The 22,642-nt window shown below is 73.1% G+C and carries 20 protein-coding genes; 9 read left to right on the top strand and 11 right to left on the bottom strand.

Annotated elements, in window-relative coordinates:
* Nucleotides 1-19 precede the first annotated feature (19 nt).
* Nucleotides 20-1,345, bottom strand: a complete 1,326-nt coding sequence (locus ACBJ32_RS14185) for an erythromycin esterase family protein (protein WP_375127094.1) — start codon at nt 1,343-1,345, stop codon at nt 20-22.
* Between the two features lie 62 nt (nt 1,346-1,407).
* Here ACBJ32_RS14185 and ACBJ32_RS14180 point away from each other — a divergent pair, with 62 nt between their 5' ends.
* Nucleotides 1,408-1,959, top strand: coding sequence for a helix-turn-helix domain-containing protein (locus ACBJ32_RS14180; RefSeq protein WP_375127093.1), 552 nt, complete (start codon nt 1,408-1,410; stop codon nt 1,957-1,959).
* On the opposite strand, the gene ACBJ32_RS14175 is transcribed toward ACBJ32_RS14180, so the two are convergent.
* The 4 genes from ACBJ32_RS14175 to ACBJ32_RS14160 all read right to left on the bottom strand — a co-directional run bounded on the left by ACBJ32_RS14175 (nt 1,949) and on the right by ACBJ32_RS14160 (nt 7,837).
* Nucleotides 1,949-4,564, bottom strand: coding sequence for a hypothetical protein (locus tag ACBJ32_RS14175; RefSeq protein ID WP_375127092.1), 2,616 nt, complete (start codon nt 4,562-4,564; stop codon nt 1,949-1,951). The two genes, ACBJ32_RS14180 and ACBJ32_RS14175, sit on opposite strands and share 11 nt — an antisense overlap.
* Nucleotides 4,565-4,647: 83 nt before the next feature.
* Nucleotides 4,648-5,577 carry a carbohydrate kinase family protein gene (locus ACBJ32_RS14170; RefSeq protein ID WP_375127091.1) on the bottom strand — a complete coding sequence of 310 codons (930 nt, stop codon included), beginning with the start codon at nt 5,575-5,577 and terminating at the stop codon, nt 4,648-4,650.
* On the bottom strand, nt 5,574-6,500 hold the full coding sequence (locus ACBJ32_RS14165; protein WP_375127090.1) for a pseudouridine-5'-phosphate glycosidase: 927 nt from the start codon (nt 6,498-6,500) through the stop codon (nt 5,574-5,576). Before ACBJ32_RS14165 ends, ACBJ32_RS14170 begins: the two co-directional genes overlap by 4 nt.
* Before the next feature lie 119 nt (nt 6,501-6,619).
* A complete protein-coding gene (locus tag ACBJ32_RS14160; RefSeq protein WP_375127089.1) occupies nt 6,620-7,837 on the bottom strand; it encodes a YeiH family protein in 1,218 nt (405 codons plus the stop codon).
* A 70-nt stretch (nt 7,838-7,907) separates the two neighbouring features.
* On the opposite strand from ACBJ32_RS14160, the gene ACBJ32_RS14155 reads away from it, so the two are divergent.
* The gene (locus tag ACBJ32_RS14155; protein WP_375127088.1) at nt 7,908-8,798 is read left to right on the top strand and encodes a LysR family transcriptional regulator; all 891 of its coding nucleotides are present in this window, start codon (nt 7,908-7,910) and stop codon (nt 8,796-8,798) included.
* A 127-nt stretch (nt 8,799-8,925) separates the two neighbouring features.
* Nucleotides 8,926-10,431 (top strand): phytoene desaturase family protein, encoded by a 1,506-nt coding sequence (locus ACBJ32_RS14150; RefSeq protein ID WP_375127087.1) that lies wholly within the window; start codon nt 8,926-8,928, stop codon nt 10,429-10,431.
* Between the two features lie 78 nt (nt 10,432-10,509).
* Here the strand turns inward: ACBJ32_RS14150 and ACBJ32_RS14145 are convergent, their stop codons facing one another.
* On the bottom strand, nt 10,510-11,064 hold the full coding sequence (locus ACBJ32_RS14145; protein ID WP_375127086.1) for a TetR/AcrR family transcriptional regulator: 555 nt from the start codon (nt 11,062-11,064) through the stop codon (nt 10,510-10,512).
* Between the two features lie 86 nt (nt 11,065-11,150).
* Here ACBJ32_RS14145 and ACBJ32_RS14140 point away from each other — a divergent pair, with 86 nt between their 5' ends.
* The 6 genes from ACBJ32_RS14140 to ACBJ32_RS14115 all read left to right on the top strand — a co-directional run bounded on the left by ACBJ32_RS14140 (nt 11,151) and on the right by ACBJ32_RS14115 (nt 19,088).
* Complete coding sequence (locus tag ACBJ32_RS14140; protein ID WP_375127085.1) at nt 11,151-12,347, top strand: cytochrome P450; 1,197 nt, start codon at nt 11,151-11,153, stop codon at nt 12,345-12,347.
* A 65-nt stretch (nt 12,348-12,412) separates the two neighbouring features.
* Nucleotides 12,413-13,111: a response regulator transcription factor gene (locus ACBJ32_RS14135; protein ID WP_375127084.1), complete on the top strand. Its 699-nt coding sequence runs from the start codon at nt 12,413-12,415 to the stop codon at nt 13,109-13,111.
* Nucleotides 13,108-14,508, top strand: coding sequence for an ATP-binding protein (locus ACBJ32_RS14130; protein ID WP_375127083.1), 1,401 nt, complete (start codon nt 13,108-13,110; stop codon nt 14,506-14,508). Before ACBJ32_RS14135 ends, ACBJ32_RS14130 begins: the two co-directional genes overlap by 4 nt.
* 25 nt (nt 14,509-14,533) lie before the next feature.
* Nucleotides 14,534-15,709, top strand: coding sequence for a glycosyltransferase (locus tag ACBJ32_RS14125; protein WP_375127082.1), 1,176 nt, complete (start codon nt 14,534-14,536; stop codon nt 15,707-15,709).
* Complete coding sequence (locus tag ACBJ32_RS14120; RefSeq protein ID WP_375127081.1) at nt 15,706-17,727, top strand: ArnT family glycosyltransferase; 2,022 nt, start codon at nt 15,706-15,708, stop codon at nt 17,725-17,727. The genes ACBJ32_RS14125 and ACBJ32_RS14120 overlap by 4 nt, the downstream gene beginning before the upstream one ends.
* Before the next feature lie 128 nt (nt 17,728-17,855).
* Nucleotides 17,856-19,088, top strand: a complete 1,233-nt coding sequence (locus ACBJ32_RS14115; RefSeq protein WP_375127080.1) for a DUF1266 domain-containing protein — start codon at nt 17,856-17,858, stop codon at nt 19,086-19,088.
* Here ACBJ32_RS14115 and ACBJ32_RS14110 read toward each other — a convergent pair.
* The 5 genes from ACBJ32_RS14110 to ACBJ32_RS14090 all read right to left on the bottom strand — a co-directional run bounded on the left by ACBJ32_RS14110 (nt 19,085) and on the right by ACBJ32_RS14090 (nt 22,589).
* Nucleotides 19,085-19,351 carry a hypothetical protein gene (locus ACBJ32_RS14110; RefSeq protein ID WP_357869288.1) on the bottom strand — a complete coding sequence of 89 codons (267 nt, stop codon included), beginning with the start codon at nt 19,349-19,351 and terminating at the stop codon, nt 19,085-19,087. The two genes, ACBJ32_RS14115 and ACBJ32_RS14110, sit on opposite strands and share 4 nt — an antisense overlap.
* Before the next feature lie 69 nt (nt 19,352-19,420).
* Complete coding sequence (locus tag ACBJ32_RS14105; protein WP_375127079.1) at nt 19,421-20,272, bottom strand: helix-turn-helix domain-containing protein; 852 nt, start codon at nt 20,270-20,272, stop codon at nt 19,421-19,423.
* Nucleotides 20,273-20,329: 57 nt separating this feature from the next.
* Nucleotides 20,330-20,602 (bottom strand): hypothetical protein, encoded by a 273-nt coding sequence (locus ACBJ32_RS14100; RefSeq protein WP_375127078.1) that lies wholly within the window; start codon nt 20,600-20,602, stop codon nt 20,330-20,332.
* A gap of 104 nt (nt 20,603-20,706) precedes the next feature.
* Entirely contained in the window at nt 20,707-21,720 is a 1,014-nt protein-coding gene (locus tag ACBJ32_RS14095) for a phosphotransferase family protein (protein WP_375127077.1), read from the bottom strand.
* Nucleotides 21,721-21,782: 62 nt separating this feature from the next.
* Entirely contained in the window at nt 21,783-22,589 is an 807-nt protein-coding gene (locus ACBJ32_RS14090; RefSeq protein WP_375127076.1) for a GNAT family N-acetyltransferase, read from the bottom strand.
* Between the last annotated feature and the right edge of the window lie 53 nt (nt 22,590-22,642).

Below are 22,642 nucleotides of genomic sequence, written 5' to 3'. Positions count from 1 at the left end.
TGGCGGGTGCCAGGACGCGTCACTGCGGCTTGTAGTGGGAGAACACCTCCCGCACCTCCGGGGGCGAGCAGGCCAGCGCGCTCTCGTCGGGCTCGGCGCCCGTGACGTGGGGCAGGTGCACGACGAGGTCGTAGGCGTCCAGCGGGCTCACGGGGGCGTGGAACGAGCCGAAACCGGCGCGCTGGACGGTGGCGGCGCGGACGGCCTCGGCGTCGGCGGGCGACAGCCGCCGCAGGTCCGTGACGAAGGGGCCGTCGTGGCTGGCGTGCATGAGGGCGTCCAGGCTGCCGGGCTCCGGAGGCTGCGCGGGGGCGAAGAGCGTGCCGGCCTGGAAGGCCGCGGCGTCGGCGTTGAGCATCTGCCCGGTGCCGAAGGTGGCGCCGATGACCAGGTAGTCCTCGCCGAGCCGGTCGGCCAGGTGCATGCCCATCGGGGTCACCGGGTCCATGCCGGGGAGCACGCCGGGCCAGCGCTGGACGTGACCGTTGTGGGCGGCCAGGACGATCCGGTCCTCCCTGCGCAGGATCCATTCGACCGTGTCCGCGATCTCGGCGTCTCGGTTGTACATCACGCTCCGCTGGTCGCCGCGGCTCATGTCGCGGACGACCGCCTCCAGCGTGACGACGAGCCGCATGGAGCGCAGCGCCCGCTCGTACGCCTCGGCGCCGGTGCGCCGGACGTACTCCAGGCGCCGGCCCTTCAGGCGTGCGGCGAGGTCGGCCAGGCCCGCCGTCAGCGCGTCCTTCGTCCCGGCCGGGAGTTGCGCGTAGGCGGCCATGGTCGCGGGGGCGGCGAACGCGGACGTCGCCGCGAAGGCCGCGGCCGTCTCCCGGATGGCCGGGTCGATGCCGAAGCCGGGGTCGGCCTGCGCGAGGTAGGCGGACACGGCGTCCAGGCCGGGCAGCAGGGAGGCGTTCTGGCCGCCCAGGTCGATGCCGTAGAAGCCGACGGGGCGCCCGGCGGTGGCGTTGTGCCGGCGCATCCACTCCAGGTGCGCGCCCATCTGCCGCCACAGGCCGGTCAGCGAGGTCAGGCCGCTCGCCATGATCTGGCCCAGCCGCCCGTCTCCGCCCCGGACCCAGGCGTCGGTCCGCCCGCCCTCCGTGAAGCCGGTCTCCATCGCGTACGCGCCGAACCCGTGCCGCTCGGCCAGGTAGCGCAGGAGGCGGTGGCGCAGCTCGTAGGTCTCGCGGTTGTAGTGCGCGCTCTCGCCGATCGCCACCACCCGGGCGTCGCCGATCGCGTCGTCCACCCACTCGAGGTCGTCCAGCGGGGCGGCCGGATCGAGCGTCCGCAGCGGGATGACCGCCTGGTCGCCGAGCCTGGCCTGCGTTGTCGTCGTCACGGGGCGCCCTCCCTCAATGTTCCTAACTTTGGGAACAGTACCAGGTATGGGAACATTGGGAAATGGACACGCTTGAGCTGATCTTGCATCCCATCCGGTTGCGCATCATGTGGGCCTTGTCGGGCGGGCGGGTCCGCACCACGTCCGAGCTGTGCGAGAGCCTGCCCGACGTGCCCAAGACGACCCTGTACCGGCACGTCGGCCTGCTCGCCGACGCCGGGCTGCTGGAGGTGGCCGGCGAGCAGCGGGTGCGGGGGGTGGTGGAGCGCCATTACCGGCTACGGCGGGATGCCACCGACATCGACCTCGACACGGCCAGGTCGATGACGCTGGAGGATCACCGGCACGGGTTCGCGGCGGCCATGGCGGCGCTGCTCGCCGAGTTCAACGCCTATCTCGACCGGCCGGCGGCCGATCCGGAGGCCGACCGCGTGGGGTACCGGCAGGGCACGCTGTGGCTCACCCCTGAGGAGATGGGGGAGGTCGCGATCGAGTTGCGGGACGTGCTCAGGGCCCGCGCGGGCAACGGGCCGGGGGCGGGGCGCGTGCCGTACGTGCTGAGCGCGATCTTCTTCCCGACGGAGGAGCCCGGGGAGGGCGGCGTCAGGCGGTGAGCTGGGCTTCCAGGCGGTAGCCGTCCACCGTGACGTACACCTGGTCGCCCGGGCGGGCGTTCAGGCGCATGAGGACGGGCTGCAGCGAGTCGAAGACCGGCTGGTGACCCTGCCAGACCAGGACGATCGCGTTGTCGCCCGGCCCCGTCACCGACAGCAGGGTGCCGGGGCGCATGCCGAGCTGCGCCGCGTACCCCTCGGGCACCGCCACCGGGCCGCCCCTGAGGTGCTCGGGCGTGACCTCGATGCGCTGCCAGCGGCGCGGGTCGGAGGACGGGCTCGGCAGCGGCGGAGGAGGCGTGGACGGGGTGCCCGCCAGGCCGCCGGCGGGCAGCATCGACGAGCGGCCGCCCGACAGCGCCGACAGCGTGGCGAGCGCGGCGGAGGGGTCGATGGATCCGGCCGTCGCCGCTGGGATGGGCTGGCCGCCGCGGTGGTGGTGGCCGTTGGCGCCGGGCGTGCGGCGGGGGAGGGGCTGAGCCGGCGACGGTGCGGCGGACACCTGGCCGGGCCCCGTCTCGGGAGGCAGCGCGTCGAGCCAGGCCTTGGCCGAGTGGGCGCGGATGCCCAGCTCGCTCATGAGCTCCACGACGTCGGCGTCGGGCGAGCTGGAGGCCAGGAGCTGCCTCGTACGGGCCTGCAGGCCGTGGATGTCGCCCACGACGAGCCAGCCGTCCTGGAGGCGGCGGTCCGGCATCAGCGTCACCAGCACCCGCCACAGCGGCGTGCGCAACGAGGGGACCATCACCGGGTGGGCCGGGTCCGCGCCGATGAGCTGATCCTCGGTGGCCGCGGCGCCCAGCCACTCGGTCAGGCGGAACATGTGGCCGGTGACCGGCGCGGACTCGGAGGAGCGCAGCCACTGCAGGACGCGTTCCTCGGCGGTGCGCTGGGCCTGGGAGAGCGCCTCCCGCTCCACCAGCATCTTGTGGGCGAGCGTACGCAGGCTGACCGGGTCCTCGGCGAACAGCCGGTGCACGGCGACGGCCAGCTCCAGCTTGTCCAGGCTGCGGAAGAGGCTGTCCACGACCCGGACCATCGCGTGGTCGGTGTCCGAGGGGACGGGGGCGGAGTAGCCCTTGGCGGGGTCGGCGCCGCCGGGGAGGGGCGGGATCGAGCCGGCCGGGGTGGCTCCGGGCGCGCCGGGAAGCGGGGAGGCGCCGGGACGGGAGCCGGGGACGCCGGTGGCGGAACCTGGCGCGCCGGCGTTCGAGCCGGGAACTGCGGCGCCCGGAGTGCCGGGGACGGAACCGGGCGTGCCGGGGACGGAACCGGGTGTCCCCGGCGCGCCTGGGACGGGGCCGGGCGTGCCGGGACGGGGCGGGAGGGCGCTCGGGTCCTGGCGCCCGGACTGCGGGCCCGCGGGGCGCTGCGGGAGGCGTTCCTGCTGGCCGGGGGCCGGGCGCTGCGGGAGGCCGCCCTCGCCGGCGAACCCCTGACGCGGCCCGCCCGGGGATTGCGCGGGGAACGAGCCCGTCTCGCGCGACCCCGGCGTGCCGTCGGCCGCGGGGAAGGGGCCTGTGTTGCGTTCGCCGGGTACGGCGGGGAACGAACCGGTCTGGCGCTCCCCCGGTACGGCAGGGAAGGAGCCGGTCTGGCGTTCGCCTGGCACGGCGGGGAAGGCACCGGTCTGGCGGGACCCGGGCGTGCCGTCGGCCGGGGGCTGAGCGGGGAAGGAGCCCGGCTGGCGCTCGGGAGTCTGCGGCCCGCCGGGGAAGGAGCCCGGCTGGCGTTCCGAGGGTTGTTGCGGTGCGCCGGGGAAGGACCCGGGCGCCGCGTCGGCGGCCGGCGCGGCCGGGAAGGAGCCGCTCTGGCGCTCCCCAGGTATGGCGGGGAAGGAGCCCGTCTGGCGCTCGCCGGGCACCGCCGGGAAGGAGCCGGTCTGGCGTTCACCGGGCACCGACGGGGAAGAACCCGTCTGCCGCTCGCCGGGTACGGCGGGGAAGGAGCCGGTCTGGCGCTCGCCGGGCACCGCCGGGAAGGAGCCCGTCTGGCGTGCCCCGGGGCCGCTGTCGGCGGCGGCGGGAAGCGGGAAGGAGCCGGTCTGGCGCGGCCCGGCCGCCGGCGAGGGCTGCGCGGCGAACGAGCCCGTACCGGCGGAGGAGGCGGGCGCCTGGCCTCGCTGGAGCGGCCGGGTGACCTCCGGATGGCCTGCCGGGGCGGCGGCGACGGGAACCTCGCGCTGGGCCGGGATGCGGCCGAGGATCTCGCGGAAGACGGACCCGATCACGGCCTCGGGCGTGGCCGACGGGGTCGTCAGGTCGCTGGGCGACAGGCGGCGCAGCCGCTGCCAGCCGCCGAGGCCGGTGATCGCCGTACGAGTGGCCTCGGGCCAGCCCGGCAGCGCGGGATCGATGTGGTGAACCGTCAGGGCGGGCAGCAGGTCGGCCAGCGGCAGGTGGTCCCAGCGGGAGGAGGCCAGCCGGGCCAGCCGGTCACAGATCCAGTCGAGCCCCGCCGTGCCGAGCGCCTTGGACAGCGCGAGAGAGGACCACCACCCCGCGGGCAGGCGCGGATCCCCCAGCGCCTCGGCCACCTGCTGCGGGCGGCTCCAACGCAGCGCAGGGACTAGGTCGCTCAGGCAGATCGATGACTCGACTTCCATCGGCGGACCTTATCCTCCCCAGTGAGCCGCGTGGTGCTGCCCGTAACGCATGTGGCTAATGGTGCAGCCTACGCGGCAAGCTATCAATCAGTGTGAATAGGGTAAAGACGGTTCAGATCCAAACCGTACCGTGGACGGCCGCCCACCTGGGCCACACATTCCGCACCAGCACGGCAACCGGCCTGCAAGGCGGCCTGTTCGCCGGCGCCGAGCAGTTTCGCGGCGAGGAACCCGGCGGCGAACGCGTCACCCGCCCCCGTGGAGTCGACGACCTCGGCGGACACCCCCTCAGCGGTCGCCACCACCTCGCCGTCCACGGCGGCCAGCGCGCCCTGTGCGCCCAGCTTCACCACCGCTGTGCCATATCTCTCACTCAAGTGTACGGCCGCCTGCTCCGCCGTCCGGGCACCGCTGAGGAGAAGGGCCTCGTCGAGGTTCGGGATGATCAGGCCGGCGGGCGCGGTCTCGCGGGTGAAACGTTCAACGCCGAAGTCGCGCAGCGGGCCCGTGGAGGCCGGGTCGATGCTGATCGCGACGCCGGCCGCCGCCGCGTCCGCCATGGCCCGCCTGGCCAGGCCCAGCCCGGCCTCGGCGAACAGGATGTAGCCCGACAGGTGCAGCCGCGTCACGCCGTCGAGCAGGGCCGGGTCCCAGTCGGCCGCCGAGATCAGGCCGCCGGCGCCGCGGTTGGTGAGCATCGAGCGCTCACCGCTGCGATCCACCATCGCGATCACGACGGCCGTGGGACGGTCGGGATCCACCGCCACGTGCGGGTGCACGCCCGTCTTGACCAGCTCGGTGGTGTGCCATTCGCTGCTGTCGTAGCCGAGCCTGGCCAGCAGGTGCACCTCGGCGCCCAGGCGGGCGGCCCAGGCGGCGGTGTTCGCGCCGGAGCCGCCCGGGCGCAGCACGATGTCGGCCGCCGTGTCGGTACCGGCCCGCACCGGGGAGCCGTGCAACGCCACCACATCGGTGACGACGTCCCCGATGATCAGGAGGGCGTTGCCGGTCACGGTCTGGCCCAGGCGACGGCGATCCGGGCCGCCAGGGCGGTGTTGCCGCGCACGGCGGCCAGGTTGGCCTCCAGCGAGGCGCCGCCGGTGCCGTTCACCAGGTAGCCGAGCAGGAACGGGGTGATCGCCTGCCCCTTGACGCCCTCGCGCTCGGCGGCGGCCAGCGCCTCGCCGAGCACGCGGTCGTGCAGCTCCGGGTCGAGCTGCTGGTCCTCGGGGACCGGGTTGGCCACGATCAGCGCGGTCTCGGGACCGCCGAGGACGTCCTGGCCGCGCATGATGGCCGCGGCCTCGTCGGGCGACTCGATCCGCCAGTCGATCGGCTGGCCGGAGGAGTGCAGGTAGAAGCCGGGGAAGGTGTCCGTGCCGAACCCCACCACGCTCACGCCGCGCGTCTCCAGCCGCTGCAGCGTCGCCGGCACGTCGAGGATCGACTTCACGCCCGCGCAGACGACGGTGATCCGCGTGCGGGCGAGCGTGTCGAGGTCGGCGGACTCGTCCTGGTCCTCGGTCCAGCCGCGGTGCACGCCGCCGAGACCGCCGGTGGCGAAGACCCGGATCCCGGCGCGCGCGGCCAGGAACGACGTGGCCGACACCGTGGTCGCGCCGCTGGCCTTCAGCGCCGCCGCCAGGGGCAGGTCGCGCTGGCCCAGCTTGCGCAGCCCGGGCTCGGACGCGATGCGCTCCAGCTCCACCTCGTCCAGGCCGATGCGGGGCACGCCGTCCAGGACGGCGATCGTGGCCGGTACGGCGCCCGCCGCCCGTACGACTCCCTCCAGCTCCCGCGCCACCTCCAGGTTGCGCGGCTGCGGCAGCCCGTGGGAGATGATCGTGGACTCCAGCGCCACGACCGGCGCGCCCGCCGCCAGGGCCTCGGCGACCTCGTCGGACGGCTGCAGGATGGAGTCGGTGGTGCTGCGCATGGTGAGTTTCGTGCTCCTTGAGTGGTCCTGGGCCTGCCTACGGGGAACGGCCACTTTCGCGGTATTTGTTCCAAATGGAGCAGGGTACGGGCCCCTGGCCCGGCCGTCCACTCCGAGGATCACACGAGGAGCGCGACCCCGGCCAGGGATGTGGCCGCGATGATCGCCGTGGCGATGCCGCCGAGCAGCGCCGCCCGGCCGCCCCGCAGGAGTCCGCGCACGTCGATGCCGGTGCCGAGGCCGAACAGGGCGGCGGCCATGAGCACGTTCGTCACGCCGGGGAGCGCGCCGGTGACCGCCGCGGGCACCAGCCCGGTGCTCCGCACGGCCGCCATCGCCAGGAACGCGGCCACGAACAGCGGCACCACCGGCGGCCTCCGCCCACCCTCCCGCCGCTCCGGGCCGGCCGCCCCCGCCGCGGCCGCGTTCTGGGCGGATCGCTCGCGGTAGGTCGTCAGTGCCACGATCGGGGCTAGGAGGACGACGCGGCCCAATTTGACCGTCACGGCGGTCGCCAGCACGCCCGAGGCGGCGCCGATCGCGGCCACCTGCGCCACCTCGTGCACGGCCGCGCCCGTCCACACGCCGAGCTGGGCCGCCGACAGGTCCATGAGGCCCGCCAGCAGGGGGATCAGGGCGATGGCCGCACTCCCGTACAGGACCACGACGCCGAGCGCGCTCGCGGCGGCCTCGTCCTCGTCGGGCAGGTCCGTACTCTCGCGCATCGCGGCGATGGCGGCGGCGCCGCAGATGGCCACGCCCGTGGCGATGAGCAGGGACGTGCCGCGGCTCAGGCCCAGCCTGCGCCCGATCGGCGGCGTCACGGCGAACGTCACGCCGGTCGCCACCGCCACGACGGCCAGGCTCTGCCAGCCGAGCGCCAGCACCTGAGGCACGGCGATCTGCAGGCCCAGCAGGGCGATCGCCACCCGGAGCACCCGCCTGGACACGAACGCGAGCCCCGGCCTCAGCCGCTCGCCGACGCCCACCACGCTCGCCACGGCCGCTCCGGCCGCGACGGCGACGACCGCCGGGGTGAGGGCCGGGACGAGCCGGTTGACGAGCGTCGCGAACGCCACCGCCACGGCCGCCACGGCCACCCCCGGCCACAGCAGGCCGATCCGCGCCGTCGTACGCCCCATCCACCGGCCACCCGCCTCACCGAAGGCGCTCCACCGGGAGCCGGGCCAGGCGGGGCGCCCCGATCGAGGCTCCGGTGCTTCGCGGCGCGTTCCCCGGGGCGGCCCGTCCGGGCGCGGCCGGTGACCCCGCACCAGGCGTGGCCGGGTCCGCTGCAGGGGGTCGCGGGCGGCGGGGTCGCGCGGGGTGGTGAGCATGATCCCAGTCTTCGGCGCGGGAGGGACGCCCGGTAGCCATGCCTTGCCTGGAAGGCCATAGCCTGAGGCTATGAGTGCGCTGCCGGATCTCGACTCGCTCAAGCTCCTCGTCGACGTCGGCGAGCTGGGCAGCCTCGGGCGGGCGGCCAGGGCGGCCGGGATCGCGCAGCCGTCCGCCAGCAAGCGGATCGCCCTGCTCGAACGCCGTCTCGGCCTTCCCCTGCTCGAACGCACCCCCCGCGGCTCCACGCTCACCGCCGAGGGCAAGATGGTGGCCGGCTGGGCCACGCAGGTGCTCGCGGCGGCCCAGGAGCTCATGCGCGCCGCCCAGGCCGTACGTCTCAGCGAGGCCGCTCATCTGCGGGTGGCGTCGAGCATGACGGTGGCCGAGTACCTCGTGCCGCGCTGGCTCGGCGAGCTGCAGCACCGGGAGCCCGACGTCCAGGTGGGGCTGGACGTGGTCAATTCCGCCGACGTCGCGGCCCGGGTGCTGGCCGGGGAGGTGGAGCTGGGGTTCGTCGAGGGGCCGAGCGTGCCGGACGGACTGGCCGTGCGGGTCGTCGGGACCGACCGGCTCGTGGTCGTGGTGGCGCCCGAGCATCCGTGGGCGCGCCGCCGCACCGTGCTCAGGGGGCCGGAACTGGCCGCCACGCCGCTCGTCGTGCGGGAGACCGGCTCCGGTACGCGGGAGACGCTCGACGTGGCGTTCGCCGCGATGCATCGGGCCAGCCCGCGGCTGGAGCTGGGATCGAACTCGGCGGTGAAGGGGGCGGCGCAGGCCGGGGTGGCGCCGGCGGTGCTGAGCGGGTACGCGGTGGAGTCCGACGTGGCGACGGGGCGGCTGGTGGAGGTGCCGCTCACGGGGGTCAACCTGGTCCGCAGCCTGCGCGCGGTGTGGCGCCGAGGCCGCCCGCTGACCGGCCCCGCGGCGACCCTTCTGGCCATCGCGACCCGCCCCTGACCGGCTGACGACCCCGCCGCCGGGGCGGTGCTCCTGAGCGAGGTGGGCGCGGGCCGGTGAGGTGCGCGGCGCGTTGACAGGTGGGGCGCGTTGACGGGTGGGGCGGGGCGGGTCGTAGGGTGCGAAGGTGGCTTCGTATGACGTGGTCGTGGCAGGGGGCGGGCACAACGGGCTGGTCGCGGCGGCGTACCTCGCCGGGGCCGGGCGGCGGGTGCTCGTGCTGGAGCGATACGCGCACGTGGGCGGCCTGGCGGTATCCGCGCGGGCGTTCCCCGGCGTGGACGTGCGCCTGTCGCGGTACTCCTACCTGGTGAGCCTGCTGCCCACCCGGATCGTCCGCGACCTGGGGCTGGACCTGGAGCTGCGCCGCCGCCGGTACGCCTCCTACACCCCCAAGGGCGACACGGGCCTGCTCGTCGACAACGAGGACGACCTGCGTACGGCGGCCTCGTTCAGGAACGTCACGGGCGGCGAGGCCGACCACGAGGCGTGGCGGCGGTTCTACGGCATGACCGCCGAGGCGGCGCGCGCCCTCGCTCCCACGCTGCTCGAACCCCTGCGACCGCAGGCCGAGATCGAGCGCCTGGTCGGGCAGGAGGCGTGGCGCGACCTGTTCGCGCGGCCGATCGGGGAGACGGTGGACGAGCGGTTCCGCGACGACACCGTGCGCGGCGTCGTGCTGACCGACGCGCTGATCGGCACGTTCGCCGACCCGGCCACCGACCTGCTGGCCAACCGCTGCTTCCTCTACCACGTGATCGGCGACGGCACCGGCGACTGGAACGTCCCGGTCGGCGGCATGGGCGCGGTCTCCGGCGCGCTGGAGGCGGCGGCCAGGCGGGCGGGCGCCGAGATCAGGACCGGGGCCGAGATCGTCGGCATCTCGCCGTCGGGCGAGGTGACGTTCGTGGCGGACGACGGCGAGCACACCGTGAGCGGCGGGCACGTGCTGGTGAACCTGCCGCCGGCCGTGCTCGACCGGGTGATGGGGCGGCCGGAGGCGGCGCTGCCCGAGGGGGCGCAGCTCAAGGTCAACATGGTGCTCACGCGGCTGCCCCGGCTCAAGGACGCCGCCGTGGATCCGCGGGCGGCCTTCAGCGGGACGTTCCACATCAACGAGGGACGCGATCAGCTCGCGGCGGCGTACGAGCAGGCGGCGCGCGGCGAGATCCCCGAGCTGCCGCCCGCCGAGGTCTACTGCCACTCGCTGACCGACGCGTCCATCCTCGGGCCCGACCTGCGCGGCAGGGCCGAGACGATGACGCTGTTCGGCCTGCACATGCCCACCCGGCTCTTCCGGAAAGATCCGGAGAAGGCGAGGAAGCTGGCCCTGGACGCCACCTTCGCCTCCATCAACGCGGTCCTCGCCGAGCCCATCGAGGACTGCCTGCTCACCGCTCCCGACGGCACCCCGTGCGTCGAGGTCAAGACCCCGGTGGACCTCGAACGGGACACCGGGCTGCCCGGCGGTCACATCTTCCACACCGACCTGAGCTGGCCGTACGCCGAGGAGGGCGGGTGGGGGGTGGAGACCGAGCACGAGCGCATCCTGATGTGCGGCGCGGGCGCCCGCAGGGGCGGCGGCGTCAGCGGCATCGGCGGCCACAACGCCGCCATGGCACTCCTGCGTTAGCCCGGCGCCCAGCCGGTACGGGCCCCCTGCGTCGGACCGACGCTCAGCCGGTCTGGCGCTCCGGCGGCGGCCCGAGGCTCAGTCGGTGACGAGCTTGGAGGCCACCTCCAGGGCCACGTCCGCCCGCTCGCCCTCGTCCAGGTCCATGTCGAACAGGAACGGCGCGCTCCCGAGTATCACCGCGAACACCGCCAGCCGGGCCTCGAACTGCTTGACCGCGTCCGCCCCCGGCACGGCCAGCACCGACAGCATGCCGACGATCCGGCTCCGCATGCGCTCCCCGGCCACGTTGTGCTGCATGACGCCCTGATTCACCTGGGCGAACCTGAACATCGGCCGCCACTGATCCTCCATCAGCCCCGACATGCGCCGCAGGATCTCCCGGCGTGACTCGGCCGTCCTCGGCTGCTCCCCGGCCCAGGCCATCAGTTCGTCGATCGAGTCGCACAGCCGGTCCACCACGCTGGCGAGGATGTCCTCCTTCGTGCGGAAGTGGTAGTAGAGCGCCGGCCTGGTGATCTCCAGCCGCTCGGCCACCTCCTGCAGCGAGGTCTTGTCGTATCCGCGCTCGGCGAACAACTCCAGCGCCACCTGCTGGATCCGCTCACGTGTGTCCGTCCGCCGGCCCGCCATTCCGCTCCCATCACTTGACGGCCCATCGCATCATTGCTTACTTTCGCGTAAGTAAGCAATGCGATCGGCTTCTTGGGGGCAACACTATGGCGCATTCCTTCCCAGTTCCGCGTACCTGCCCGTTCGCGCCGCCGCCCGAGTACGAGCGGATGCGCGAGCAGGCCCCGCTCGTCAGGGCCTCGCTCCCCAACGGGGACGTCTGGCTCGTCACCCGGCACGCCGAGGCCCAGCGGGTGCTCGCCGGCAGCGGCATCAGCACCAGCCCGGCCACGCCCGGCCATCCCAACGCCGCCCTCCACACCGCGCCGCCGCCGTCGCCCGAGGAGGCGGCGGCCATGGAGAAGTTCCTGGCCGGTCACTTCATCGACCTGGACCCGCCCGAGCACACCAGGTTCAGGCGGCTGCTCATCCCCGAGTTCACCGTCAGGCGGATCAGGGACCTGCGGCCGGGGATCCAGGCGCTGGTCGACCGGCTCATCGACGACATGGTCGCGCAGGGCTCCGAGGCGGAGCTGGTCGAGGCGTTCGGGCTCGCGCTGCCCTCGCTGGTGATCTGCCAGCTCCTCGGGGTCCCGTACGCCGACCACGAGTTCTTCCAGGCGCGAACCCGCGAGATGCTCAGCTCCGACGGGGACTTCCACACGCCGGCGTTCGCGATCAGGGACTACCTCGACGGGCTCGTCACGGACGCCGAGAAGGCCCCGAAGGACGACCTCCTGGGCCGGCTGATCACCGGCGGGCGGCTCACGCACGACGAGCTGGTGGGCGTGATGTTCCTGCTGCTCGTCGCCGGCCACGAGACCACCGCCAACATGATCCCGCTGGCCACGCTCACCCTCCTGCGCCACCCGGACCAGCTCGCCGCGCTGCGCGAGAACCCCGACCGCTGGCCCATGGCGGTCGATGAGCTGCTGCGTTACCACTCGATCGTGGACTGGGTGGCCTTCGACCGGGTCGCCGTCGAGGACCAGGAGATCGGCGGTCAGCTCGTCAGGAAGGGCGAGGGCATCTTCGTGCTCGGCGCCTCGGCCAACCGCGACGCGCGGGCGTTCGAGCGGCCCGACGACTTCGACGTCGAGCGCGGCGCCCGCCACCACGTGGCCTTCGGGTACGGCGTGCACCAGTGCCTGGGCCAGAACCTGGCGCGCGCCGAGCTGGAGATCGCGCTGCGCACGCTGTTCGAGCGCCTGCCCGGCCTGCGGGTGACGGTGGCCGATGAGGAGCTGCCCGCCAAGTACGATGGACCCATCTTCGGGCTCACTTCGATGCCCGTCGCGTGGTGATCCTCATAAGACCTCTGTGAGGTCGTTCATCACGTTTTCATGATGAGCCCCTAGCGTTTGTAAGCATGAGTGAGCCCGCACGGTTGCTGGTAGTGGACGACGAGCCCGCGTTGCGCGAGGCTCTGCAGTCGAGCCTGGAGTTCGAGGGCTACAAGGTCGTCACCGCCGACGACGGGCAACAGGCGCTCGACGCCCTGGCGGCGGAGCCGTACGACGCGGTGCTGCTCGACGTCATGATGCCCAGGCTCGACGGGCTGACCGCGTGCCGCAGGCTGCGCGGGTCGGGCAACCATGTCCCGGTGCTCATGCTCACGGCTCGCGACGCGGTCGGCGACCGGGTCTCCGGGCTCGACGCGGGGGCCGACGACTACCTCGTCAAGCCGTTCGAGCTGGACGAGCTGCTGGCCAGGGTGCGGGCCCTGCTGCGGCGCGGCGCGCTCAGCACGGGCACGGCCGAGGGCGACACGCTCTCGTACGGCGACCTGCGCATGGACCCGGCGACCAGGGAGGTCACCCGCGGCGACCGCAGGCTCGACCTGACCAGGACCGAGTACCTGCTGATGGAGCTGTTCCTGGCGCACCCGCGCCAGGTGCTGACCAGGGACCAGATCCTCAGCGAGGTGTGGGGCTTCGACTTCGAGCCGACGTCCAACTCGCTCGACGTGTACGTGATGTACCTGCGGCGCAAGACCGAGGCCGGGGGCGAGCCGCGCGTGATCCACACCGTGCGCGGGGTGGGTTATGTGCTCAGGACCACGCCGTGAACGGTGGCGGGCTGGGTGAGCGCCTGCGCGGCCTGGCCACCCGCGGCACCCTGCGCACGCGGCTGACGCTCCTGGTGACGGTGGCAGTGGCGCTGGCCATCGCGATGTGCGCGGGCGCGTCGTACTTCATCCTGCAGACCCGGCTCATCGGCAACTTCGACCAGAGCATCCTGGAGTCGGTGCGAGGGGGCGACAAGGGGTTTCTGGAGCGCAACTGCACGCCGGAGGGCGCGCGGGGCCCGTTCGTCGACGGCCTGGCGACTTTGCTGTACGCCGACAACACCACCTGCTCGATCGGCCCGTCGCCCATCGTGCCCGACTACGAGAAAGACGCGCAGGCCTTCGAGCCGTGCGAGCCCGTCTACCGCTACGGGACGACGCGCGACGGCAAGGACGTGCGCGTGGTGACGATCAACTTCAAGCCCGGCGTGGCGGTCATGGAGGCCAGGCCTGTCGGGTACATCCAGCGCACGTTGCGTAACGCCGGGATCATGCTCGTGGGCATCTCCGTGCTCGGCGTGCTCGGCGCGGCCATGGCCGGGCTCGCGATCTCCCGCTCCGCCCTGCGCCCGGTCGGCGACCTGACCAGGGCGGTCGAGCACATCGCGCAGACCGAGGACCTCGACACGCGCATCCCCGTCCACGGCAACGACGAGATCGCCCGCCTGTCCTCCTCGTTCAACGCCATGACCGCCGCCCTGGCAGGCTCCAGGGAGCGCCAGAAACAGCTCGTCGCCGACGCCGGCCACGAGCTGCGGACCCCGCTCACCACCCTGCGCACCAACATCGACCTGCTGCTGCGCAGCGAGCAGACCGGCCGCAGCCTCGACCCCGGCGCCAAGGAGCGCCTGCTGGTCAACGTGAAGGCGCAGTTCGCCGAGCTGTCCACGCTGGTGGCCGACCTGCTCCAGCTCGCCAGGGGCGACACCGACCACGAGCCGCACGTCGAGCTGGGCCTGCACGAGGTGGTCACGGCCGCCGTCGAGCGCGCCAGGCTGCGCGGCGCCGAGGTCGTCACAGACCTGCGCCCCTGGTACGTCGTGGGCAGCGCCACCTCGCTGGAACGTGCCGTGCTGAACCTCATCGACAACGCCGCCAAGTTCAGCCCGCCGGGCGCCCAGGTCGAGGTGAACCTGCGCGACGGCCGCCTGACCGTGCGCGACCACGGCCCCGGGCTGCCCGAGGAGGAGCTGCCGCACGTCTTCGAGCGGTTCTGGCGCTCCCCGTCGGCGCGCGGCCTGCCCGGCTCCGGGCTGGGGCTGGCGATCGTGGCGCAGGCCGTCACGGAGGCCGGCGGCACCGTGAGCCTGGAGAACGCCCCGGACGGCGGAGCCATCGCCACCATGGAGCTGCCGGGAACTCTCATCCGTAACTCAGAATCGGATAAGTCGCCTTAAAGACCCCAAACGTGTCCTTAGCTGCATGGAAACCACAGCAGTGCGGACCCGCCTGGTCGAGGTGGTCGTCCCGGTCCACAACGAGCAGCGGGCGTTGCGGGCCGGCATCACCCGGCTGCAGACCTACCTCACCGGGAACTTCCCCTACGGCTTCCGCATCACGATCGCCGACAACGCCAGCACGGACAACACCTGGCAGCTCGCCACCGAGCTGGCCAGGGAGCTGCCGAACGTCCGGGCCGTGCACCTGGACGAGAAGGGCCGCGGGCGGGCCCTGCGCAGGGTGTGGTCGCAGAGCGAGGCCGACGTCGTCAGCTACATGGACGTGGACCTGTCCACCGACCTCGACGCGTTCCTGCCGCTGGTGGCGCCGCTGCTGTCCGGCCACAGCGACCTGGCCATCGGCACCCGCCTGGCCCGCGCGGCGCGGGTGGAGCGGGGGCCCAAGCGGGAGTTCATCTCCCGCTCGTACAACCTGCTGCTCCGCCTCGGCATGGGCGCCGGGTTCTCGGACGCGCAGTGCGGCTTCAAGGCCGCCCGTACGGAGATCGCCCAGGCTCTGCTGCCCGGGGTCGAGGACGAGCAGTGGTTCTTCGACACCGAGCTGCTGCTCCTGGCCGAGCGCCACGGCCTGCGCATCCACGAGGTGCCCGTGGACTGGGTGGACGACCCGGACAGCCGGGTGGAGATCGTCCAGACCGCCCTCGACGACCTGCGCGGCCTGGTGCGGGTCGGGCGCAGGGCCCTGTCCGGCGCCGCCCGCATCCCCGTGCCCGCCAGGGTCGAGCGGGCCGAGCTGCCGAAGGGCATGGCCAGGCAGCTCCCGCGGTTCGCGGTCGTGGGGGTGATCAGCACGCTGGCGTACCTGCTGCTGTACTCGCTGCTGCGCCAGGTCGTGCCGCCCCTCGCCGCCAACGCGGTCGCGCTGCTGGTCACCGCCGTGGCCAACACCGCGGCGAACCGCCGCTTCACCTTCGGCGTCAGGGGCTCGGGCGGGGCCGTGCGGCACCAGTTCGAAGGGCTGATCGCGTTCCTCGTCGGGCTGGCGCTCACCTCGGGCAGCCTCTCCCTGCTGCCCGCCGGGGTCTCCCACGCGGTGGAGCTGATCGCGGTCATCGTCGCCAACGCGGCGGCCACGCTCGTACGCTTCCTGCTGCTGCGCGCGTGGGTCTTCAACCCCGAGCGGAGGGCCACCCGATGACCACCACCGCCGTCAGGCCCGGGCACCGGGCCGCCGGCAAGCGCGGCGCGCTCGCCCGTGCCCTCCTCGGCGCCGAGGACGACCCGCGCTGGTCGCGGCCCGCGCTGTGGGCGGTGCTCGCCGTGGCGTTCGTCCTGTACGCGTGGGCGCTGAGCGGCAACGCCAACGAGTACTACGCCGCCGCCATCCTGTCGGGCACCCGGAGCTGGAAGGCGTTCTTCTTCGGCGCGATCGACGCCGGCTCCTTCATCACCGTGGACAAGCCGCCGCTGGCGCTGTGGGTGATGGGGCTGTCGGCGCGGATCTTCGGCTACGGCACCTGGAGCATGCTGCTCCCGCAGGCGTTCGCCGGGGTGGCCGCCGTCGGCCTGGTGCACTCGGCCGTGCGCCGCGCCTTCGCCGCCTCGCCTGGCTCACGGCCTGCCGGGGGCCACCTCGCCGCGCTGATCGCCGCCGTCGTCATGACGCTCACGCCGATCACCGTGGCGATCAACCGGGACAACAACCCCGACACCGTGCTCGTGCTGCTGCTGGTGCTGTCGGCCTGGTTCTGCCTGGAGGCGCTGCGGACGGGGCGGCTGCGGCCGCTGCTGCTGGCGGCGTTCTTCGTGGGGCTCGGGTTCAACGCCAAGATGTTGCAGGCGTACCTGGTGGTGCCGGCCTTCGCGCTGGCGTACCTGGTGTGCGCCGGGGTGCCGTGGCTCAAACGGGTGGGGCGCCTGCTGGCGGCCGGGGTCGTGCTGGTGGCGTCCAGCGCCTGGTGGGTGGTGGTCACCGACCTGTGGCCTGAGGACTCCCGCCCCTACATCGGCGGCTCCACCGACAACACCGTCCGGGACCTGGTGATCGGCTACAACGGCCTCGGCCGTGTCTTCGGCCAGGACCGGGGCGGCGGTGGCGGGGGCTTCGGCGGGGAGCCGGGGGCCGGGCGGCTGTTCAACGACATCCTGGCGGGGCAGATCTCGTGGCTGTTGCCGTTCTGCGCGGTGACGCTGGCGTTCGCGATCCTGCTGCGGGTGCGGCGCCTGCACGCGGACGGCGGGCCGGCGGCGGCGGCCTGGCTGGTGTGGGGCGGGTGGCTGGTCGTGCACTACGCGGTGTTCAGCTTCTCCAGCGGCACCTTCCACCCGTACTACACCACCGCCCTGGCTCCCGCGGTGGCCGCGCTGGCCGGGACGGGGTTCGTGGTGATGTGGCAGGCGTACCGGCGGTCGCGGGCGTGGGCCTGGGCGCTGCCGCTGGCGGTGGCGCTGACCGGGGGCTGGTCGTTCGTGGTGCTGCGCCGCACGCCCGACTGGCTGCCGTGGCTGGCCTGGATCGTGCTCGGGGCGAGCCTGGTGGCCGTGGTGGTGCTCGTGCTGGCCAGGGTGCGGGCGCGGGTGACGGCGCGGTTCGCGGCGGTCGCGCTGGCGGTCGCGCTGGCGGCCGCGGTGGTCGCCGGGCTCGCCGGGCCCGCCGCGTACGCGGTGACGCCCCTGCAGTCCCCGATCAACGGGACGAACCCGACCGCCGGCCCCTCGCCGGGACGGACGGGCCTCGGCGGGCCCGGAGGCACACCAGGACGGATGCCGGGCGACGGACAGCTCCCGGACAGCGCGGGCCAGCCGGGCGGCGACCCGCAGAACGGGCGGACGGCGGCCGAAGGGCGAGGCAGCGGCCGGTCCGGCCTCATGGGGCGGGGCGGTCCCGGCGGCGGCGTCGGCGACGCGATGGCCGCGTATCTGGTCGCCCACCAGGGGAGCGCGACGTGGCTGGTCGCGGTGGGCAGCGCGCAGCAGGCGTCCGGCCTGATCCTGTCCACCGGCAAGCCCGTGATCGCCATGGGCGGCTTCACCGGCAGCGACCCCGCCATGACCGTGGACCGGCTCCGGTCGCTGGTCTCCTCGGGACAGCTCAGGTACGTCATGCCGGGCAGCGGTGGCGGGCCCGGCCGGGGCAACTCGGAGGTGACGAGCTGGGTGCAGCAGAACTGCACGGCCGTGGACGGCCAGGACGGGCTCTACGACTGCGCGGCGTAGGCGAGGGCGGGGCGCGGCCGCGGCGGCGCCCCGCCGGGAACGTGGACCGGCCCGAGCCGCGGAAGGTGCTCCACAAGGCGGGGTGCTGTCGAGCAGAGCCGTACAGAGCGGTTGTAAGGTAACGCCGCATGGGGGTGCGGGACGATCCAGGAGCGGGCCTGGCGGGCGCGGCGCCGGCTCCGTACTGGCGGGCGCCCACGGAGATCGAGCGCGGCCTGTACGACGCCAGGACGCGCGGCGACTGGCCCGCGTACTTCGACGTCCTCGCCCAGGTGAAGCTCTTCCACGCGATGTCGCGGTCCCAGGCCGACTCCCGGCAGGACTGGAACTTCTACAACCCCGTCCGCTGGGATCCCCGGCACGGCGTCCGCAGTCTGGTGTTCCTCACCGACGGGATGCTTCCCGCGCCCGTGCCGGACCCGGTCTTCTTCAGGACCGACCTGGCGGCCCTCGCCCACGACTGGCCTGGGGGCGAGGCATGGCTGGCCGTCAACCCGGGCAGCCCGTGCGAGGCGTTCTTCCCCACGACGGCCGCCCACCGGCAGGTGTGGCGCCGGCACACCGAGCGCGCGACCGTCGCCCCCGGCAACCGGCTGCGCACCCTGTGGTCAGGCGGCCCGCTGCACGGCCCGGTCGCCCACGGGCTCGCCTGCGGGGCGCTGCTCTGCGTCAGCAACGGCTCCCTCTGGAACGCGATGGGCTGGCACGGCACCGGCTACGTCGGCGAGAGAAAGCGCCTGCGGGAGTGGTGGGAGATCACCACCCCGGCGGCGCTGGCGAACGCGGTGGAGAAGCTGCTCGCCGGCCGGATGAGCAGCCCGGTCTGGGGCTTCGTGCTGGGCGTGCGCCGCGGCCTCGCCCTCGACTACGGCGGCGTGGTCGAGGTCGACCACTGGCGGCAGGTGACCGCGCGCGTCCTGCGCAGCCGCGCGGCGGAGGGGCCGGAGCCGCTGAGCGAGGCAGAGGCGGAGGCCATGGCCGCCGGGGCGCAGCGGCTCATCGGGCGCATCGTCCGGTACGAGGCGCGCTTCCGCGCGGACGGGCTGCTCGCCGAGGGCCGGTTCGTGCACTCGGTGGAGGCGTGGGACTACGGGCGGGCCTCGAAGATGGCCCGCTGGGGGCTCGGCGCCCGCTTCTGCACCCTGGAGGAGGCCGAGCAGGCGGTCGTGCGCGCCGGGCGGGTCAGCCGGATCAACTACCGCTCCTGGGAGGACTTCTCGGCCGGCTACATCCTGGGCCGCTGCCTGCACTTCGACGAGGAGGAGTTCGGCGACTGGTACGGCGAGATGCTCGACGCGCACCGCATCCTGACGACCGACCCCGACAGCCCCTGGCTCAACATCCCGTTCAAACAGCCCTAGGCGGGCAGGGCGGCCAGGAGGAAGGCGAGGCGGGCGGCGGCGGACTCGACGTCCTCCGTGGTGCCCAGGCGGTAACCCCACGAGGTGATGAAGGCGCCCTCGTCGGAGCAGGTCACGGTCTCGGCGAGGGTGGCCGAGAAGCGGTTGCGGACCGATACGTACGCCGGGTCGCTGGACAGCGCCAGGCTCTGCACGGACAGGTCGGCATGACGACCCGCGTGCCAGGCGAACCGCTCGAGGCAGAGCGCGGTATCAAGCATCATGCGTCACCTCCGCATCGTCTCGCGTCAGAATTGCACGATCTTGCGGTGGGGGGCAAGCAATTGCTGCGGTTAATGTGGGGTTTGTTTCCGGTAATCGTGAAGAATCGCGATGATGACTTCCCGCCCCGTCTCCTCGAACTCGGCCGCCTTCGCGTAATCGTCGAACGCCCGGACGTAGAAGGCGATGTCATCGGGATCGCTCAGGATCAGGTCCTTGGTCATCGTGGCGACCGCGACCATGGCCTCGTTGTAGATCCAGAAGCCGTTGACCGGGTTGGCCGGCAGCTCGGTGCCGAACGGGATGACGCCGAACTCGACGTTCGGCAGCGTGCTGACGGCGAGCAGGCGGTCGAGCTGGCCGCGCATCACCTCGGGCGGCGCCAGCATCGTGCGCAGCGCGGCCTCGGTGACCACGAACCTGAACGTGCGCGTCCGGTCGTAGAGGATCTCCTGGCGCTGCATGCGCACCCGCACCGCCGCGTCGATCTGGTCGGCCGCGCTGTAGAGCCGCTTGACCTTGCGGAACACGTGCCTGGCGTACTCGGAGGTCTGCAGCAGGCCCACCATGATGCCCGGCTCGAAGACGCGGAAGACCTTCGTGCGGGCCTCCAGGTCGCGGACGTCCTCCTGGATCGCGGCCAGGCCGCTGCGGTGGCGCTGCTTCCAGTCGTCGTGCCGTTCCAGCAGCGCGATGGACTGCCTGATCAGCTCGTCCGTCGTGTCGGGCGAGGCGTTGACGGCCTGCGCCCACACGACCACGTCATCCTCGGTCGCCGTCTGCCGGGCGTTCTCCAGCCTGGAGACCTTGGACGGCTGCCAGCGCAGCCGTTCGGCCAGTTCCTTGCCCGACAGATGGGCCGCCTCGCGCAGCTGGCGTAGCTGGCTGCCGAGGTCGATGCGCGCCTGCTGAAAGGACGTCACGGCGCAAGAGGCTAGCCTCGCCGGTGCCGATCATGCCAGGGCCCGCCGCAATTGTGATCAACCGGTTGCCGTCGGTGTTCCTCCGCTGCTCGGGAAAGCGTTTGCCTGGCGGGCACGGGTTTCCTCGGCGTCCGGGAGGACGCGGCGGGCGATCTCGGTGATGAGCTCGCGGGGGACCTCCACGGCGGCCTCGCCGTCGAGGACGTCGCGCAGGTCCGCGAGGGCCTCCGCGTCGGTGACCCGGAGACCTTGCACGACGATGGTGCCGCGGTCGGTCTCGTACAGGGTGGGACAGGCGCCTGCCTCCGAGGTGGAGCCGAGGAACCGCATTCGCATGACGATCCTTCCCCGATTAATTGAGCAATTGCGCGCAATTGTATGCCCGGGGGTTTCCCCTGTGATCGTCTTTCCGGAAATCGTGATGGGGAGACTGATCAGTCGAGGGCGCCGTTCATGAACTCCTGGGCCCGTTCGAACAGCGCCAGCGTGGTCGCGTGCAGCAGGTCGCCGATGTCCTTGGGCGCCTTCCCGGCGAACGCCCTGGCGTGGGTGCCTTCGAGCACGATGCCGAGCTTGAAGCAGGCCATCACCGCGTACCAGTCGATGGCCGACATGTCGCGCTCCGACAGCGCCGTGTAGTACGCGACGAGCTCGCGCGGCGGCGGCAGCCCCGGCACGTGGTCGTTGCCCGACGGCCACATGGCCAGCAGCCAGCCGAGATCCACCAGCGGATCGCCGATCGTGCACATCTCCCAGTCCACGATCGCGGCCACGCGGGGGCCGTCGGGGGCGAACATGAGGTTCGCGAAATGGTAGTCGCCGTGCATGACGCCCGGCGTGAACGTGCGGGGCAGGTGGCGGGTGAGCCAATCGGCCGTCTCGCGCAGGCCGGGGATGTCGGGCCCGGGATAGCCGTCGAGCTCGCCGTACGAGTCGAGCTCCGTCAGCCAGCGCGGCACCTGCCGCTCCAGGAAGCCCTCGGGCCGCCCGAACCCGGGCAGCACCGCCGGATCGACCCGCCCCAGTTCGGCCAGCGCGGCGGCGGCCTCCAGCCCCATCCGGTGCCTGATCGCCGGGTCGGACGCGTGCGGCTCCGGCAGCCCCGTCGAGGGGTTGAACCCGTCCACCGGCTCCATCAGGTAGAACACCGGCTCCCGCGCCGTCTGCGCGGCCACCAGCCGGGGCGCCGGCACGGGCGTGTCGCGCAGCGCCGCCAGCACCCGCGCCTCGCGGCGCAGCACCTCGTTGCTCTTGCGGCGGGTGTGCAGGGGAGGGCGGCGCAGCACGTACGGGCGGCCGCCGCGCTCGAAGCGGACCATGACGTTCTGCGTGCCGCCCAGGACCGGCGCCGGGTCGCTGATCGGGCCGCCCGGCAGCCCCTCGGCGTCCATCCACGCGCCGAGCTCGTCGAAGTCGATGGCCCCGACGTCGATGTGGGTGGAGGTCATGTACCGCCCCTCTACAGAACGATATTCTGGTGCTCGACCCTATGAGAGCGCCGCACGCAAGGTCAACCCAGCGCCTGCATGAACGGCAGGTACTGGCACGACCGGTCGCCCGGCAGCTCCCCGCCGCGCACCATCATCGACACCTGCCACGGGCTGCCGATGCCGTGCTCGCCCGCCCACGCGATGAGCGCCTGCCTGGACAGGTCGAAGTCCATCCGCACCTCGCCGCCCGCGTGCAGCGCCAGATCGCCGATCAGCGCCCTGGCCGTCTCCTCGTCCCTGGCAACGACCGGGCCGATCACCGTGTTGTCGTCGTTGCGCCAGCAGTGGCCGAAGCCGCCCTCGGCGACCCGCACCTGCTCGCCGAACCCGAACATGCGCCGCAGCAACGCCGACCGATCCGTGCCGAACACCTGCGCGTCGAGCCGCAGGATGCCGTCGAGATCCGCCTGCGTGGCCGGGCGGGTGCGGCCCGACGGCTCGCCGCGGAAGACACCCGTGTGCTTGGCGGCCCGGCCGACGACGCGGAAGCCGAGCCGCTCGTACAGGGGGCGGCCCATCTCGGTGGCGTACAGCGAGACCGTACGCCCGCCCGCCTGCTCCAGCACGTGCTCCATGAGCCTGCGGCCCAGCCCCTGCCGCTCGAACCTGGCGGCCGTCAGCACCATGCTGATCACGGCGTGGTCGTCGCCGTAGCGGGTCAGGACGTTCGTGGCGGCCAGGCCGTCGCCGTCGGGCGCGTCGATGCCGTACGGCTCGCCGATCTCGAACAGCAGGCCCCACTTGTGCCGCTCGGGCAGCCAGCCGCGGTCCTTGGCCAGCCGGGCGCAGTCGTCGAGGTCGGTCTGGGCGAGGCGGCGAACGGTCATGGAGGGCATTCTTCTGCATGGACGACGGATGACTCAAAGTGATTATCGGCACT

Origin of the sequence: Nonomuraea sp. GTA35, from assembly GCF_041950525.1 — a bacterium.
In the GTDB taxonomy this organism is placed as follows: domain Bacteria; phylum Actinomycetota; class Actinomycetes; order Streptosporangiales; family Streptosporangiaceae; genus Nonomuraea.
This window is presented reverse-complemented; position numbering and strand designations above follow the sequence as displayed.

Bases quoted from the DNA above. Each gene is read 5' to 3' on its own strand.
- ACBJ32_RS14180 (WP_375127093.1), top strand. From the start codon at position 1,408: ATGGACACGCTTGAGCTGATCTTGCATCCCATCCGGTTGCGCATCATG.
- ACBJ32_RS14165 (WP_375127090.1), bottom strand. From the start codon at position 6,500: ATGCGCAGCACCACCGACTCCATCCTGCAGCCGTCCGACGAGGTCGCC.
- ACBJ32_RS14100 (WP_375127078.1), bottom strand. From the start codon at position 20,602: ATGCGGTTCCTCGGCTCCACCTCGGAGGCAGGCGCCTGTCCCACCCTG.
- ACBJ32_RS14140 (WP_375127085.1), top strand. From the start codon at position 11,151: ATGGCGCATTCCTTCCCAGTTCCGCGTACCTGCCCGTTCGCGCCGCCG.
- ACBJ32_RS14160 (WP_375127089.1), bottom strand. From the start codon at position 7,837: ATGCTCACCACCCCGCGCGACCCCGCCGCCCGCGACCCCCTGCAGCGG.
- ACBJ32_RS14090 (WP_375127076.1), bottom strand. From the start codon at position 22,589: ATGACCGTTCGCCGCCTCGCCCAGACCGACCTCGACGACTGCGCCCGG.
- ACBJ32_RS14135 (WP_375127084.1), top strand. From the start codon at position 12,413: ATGAGTGAGCCCGCACGGTTGCTGGTAGTGGACGACGAGCCCGCGTTG.
- ACBJ32_RS14115 (WP_375127080.1), top strand. From the start codon at position 17,856: ATGGGGGTGCGGGACGATCCAGGAGCGGGCCTGGCGGGCGCGGCGCCG.
- ACBJ32_RS14095 (WP_375127077.1), bottom strand. From the start codon at position 21,720: ATGACCTCCACCCACATCGACGTCGGGGCCATCGACTTCGACGAGCTC.
- ACBJ32_RS14110 (WP_357869288.1), bottom strand. From the start codon at position 19,351: ATGATGCTTGATACCGCGCTCTGCCTCGAGCGGTTCGCCTGGCACGCG.
- ACBJ32_RS14155 (WP_375127088.1), top strand. From the start codon at position 7,908: ATGAGTGCGCTGCCGGATCTCGACTCGCTCAAGCTCCTCGTCGACGTC.
- ACBJ32_RS14125 (WP_375127082.1), top strand. From the start codon at position 14,534: ATGGAAACCACAGCAGTGCGGACCCGCCTGGTCGAGGTGGTCGTCCCG.
- ACBJ32_RS14145 (WP_375127086.1), bottom strand. From the start codon at position 11,064: ATGGCGGGCCGGCGGACGGACACACGTGAGCGGATCCAGCAGGTGGCG.
- ACBJ32_RS14120 (WP_375127081.1), top strand. From the start codon at position 15,706: ATGACCACCACCGCCGTCAGGCCCGGGCACCGGGCCGCCGGCAAGCGC.
- ACBJ32_RS14175 (WP_375127092.1), bottom strand. From the start codon at position 4,564: ATGGAAGTCGAGTCATCGATCTGCCTGAGCGACCTAGTCCCTGCGCTG.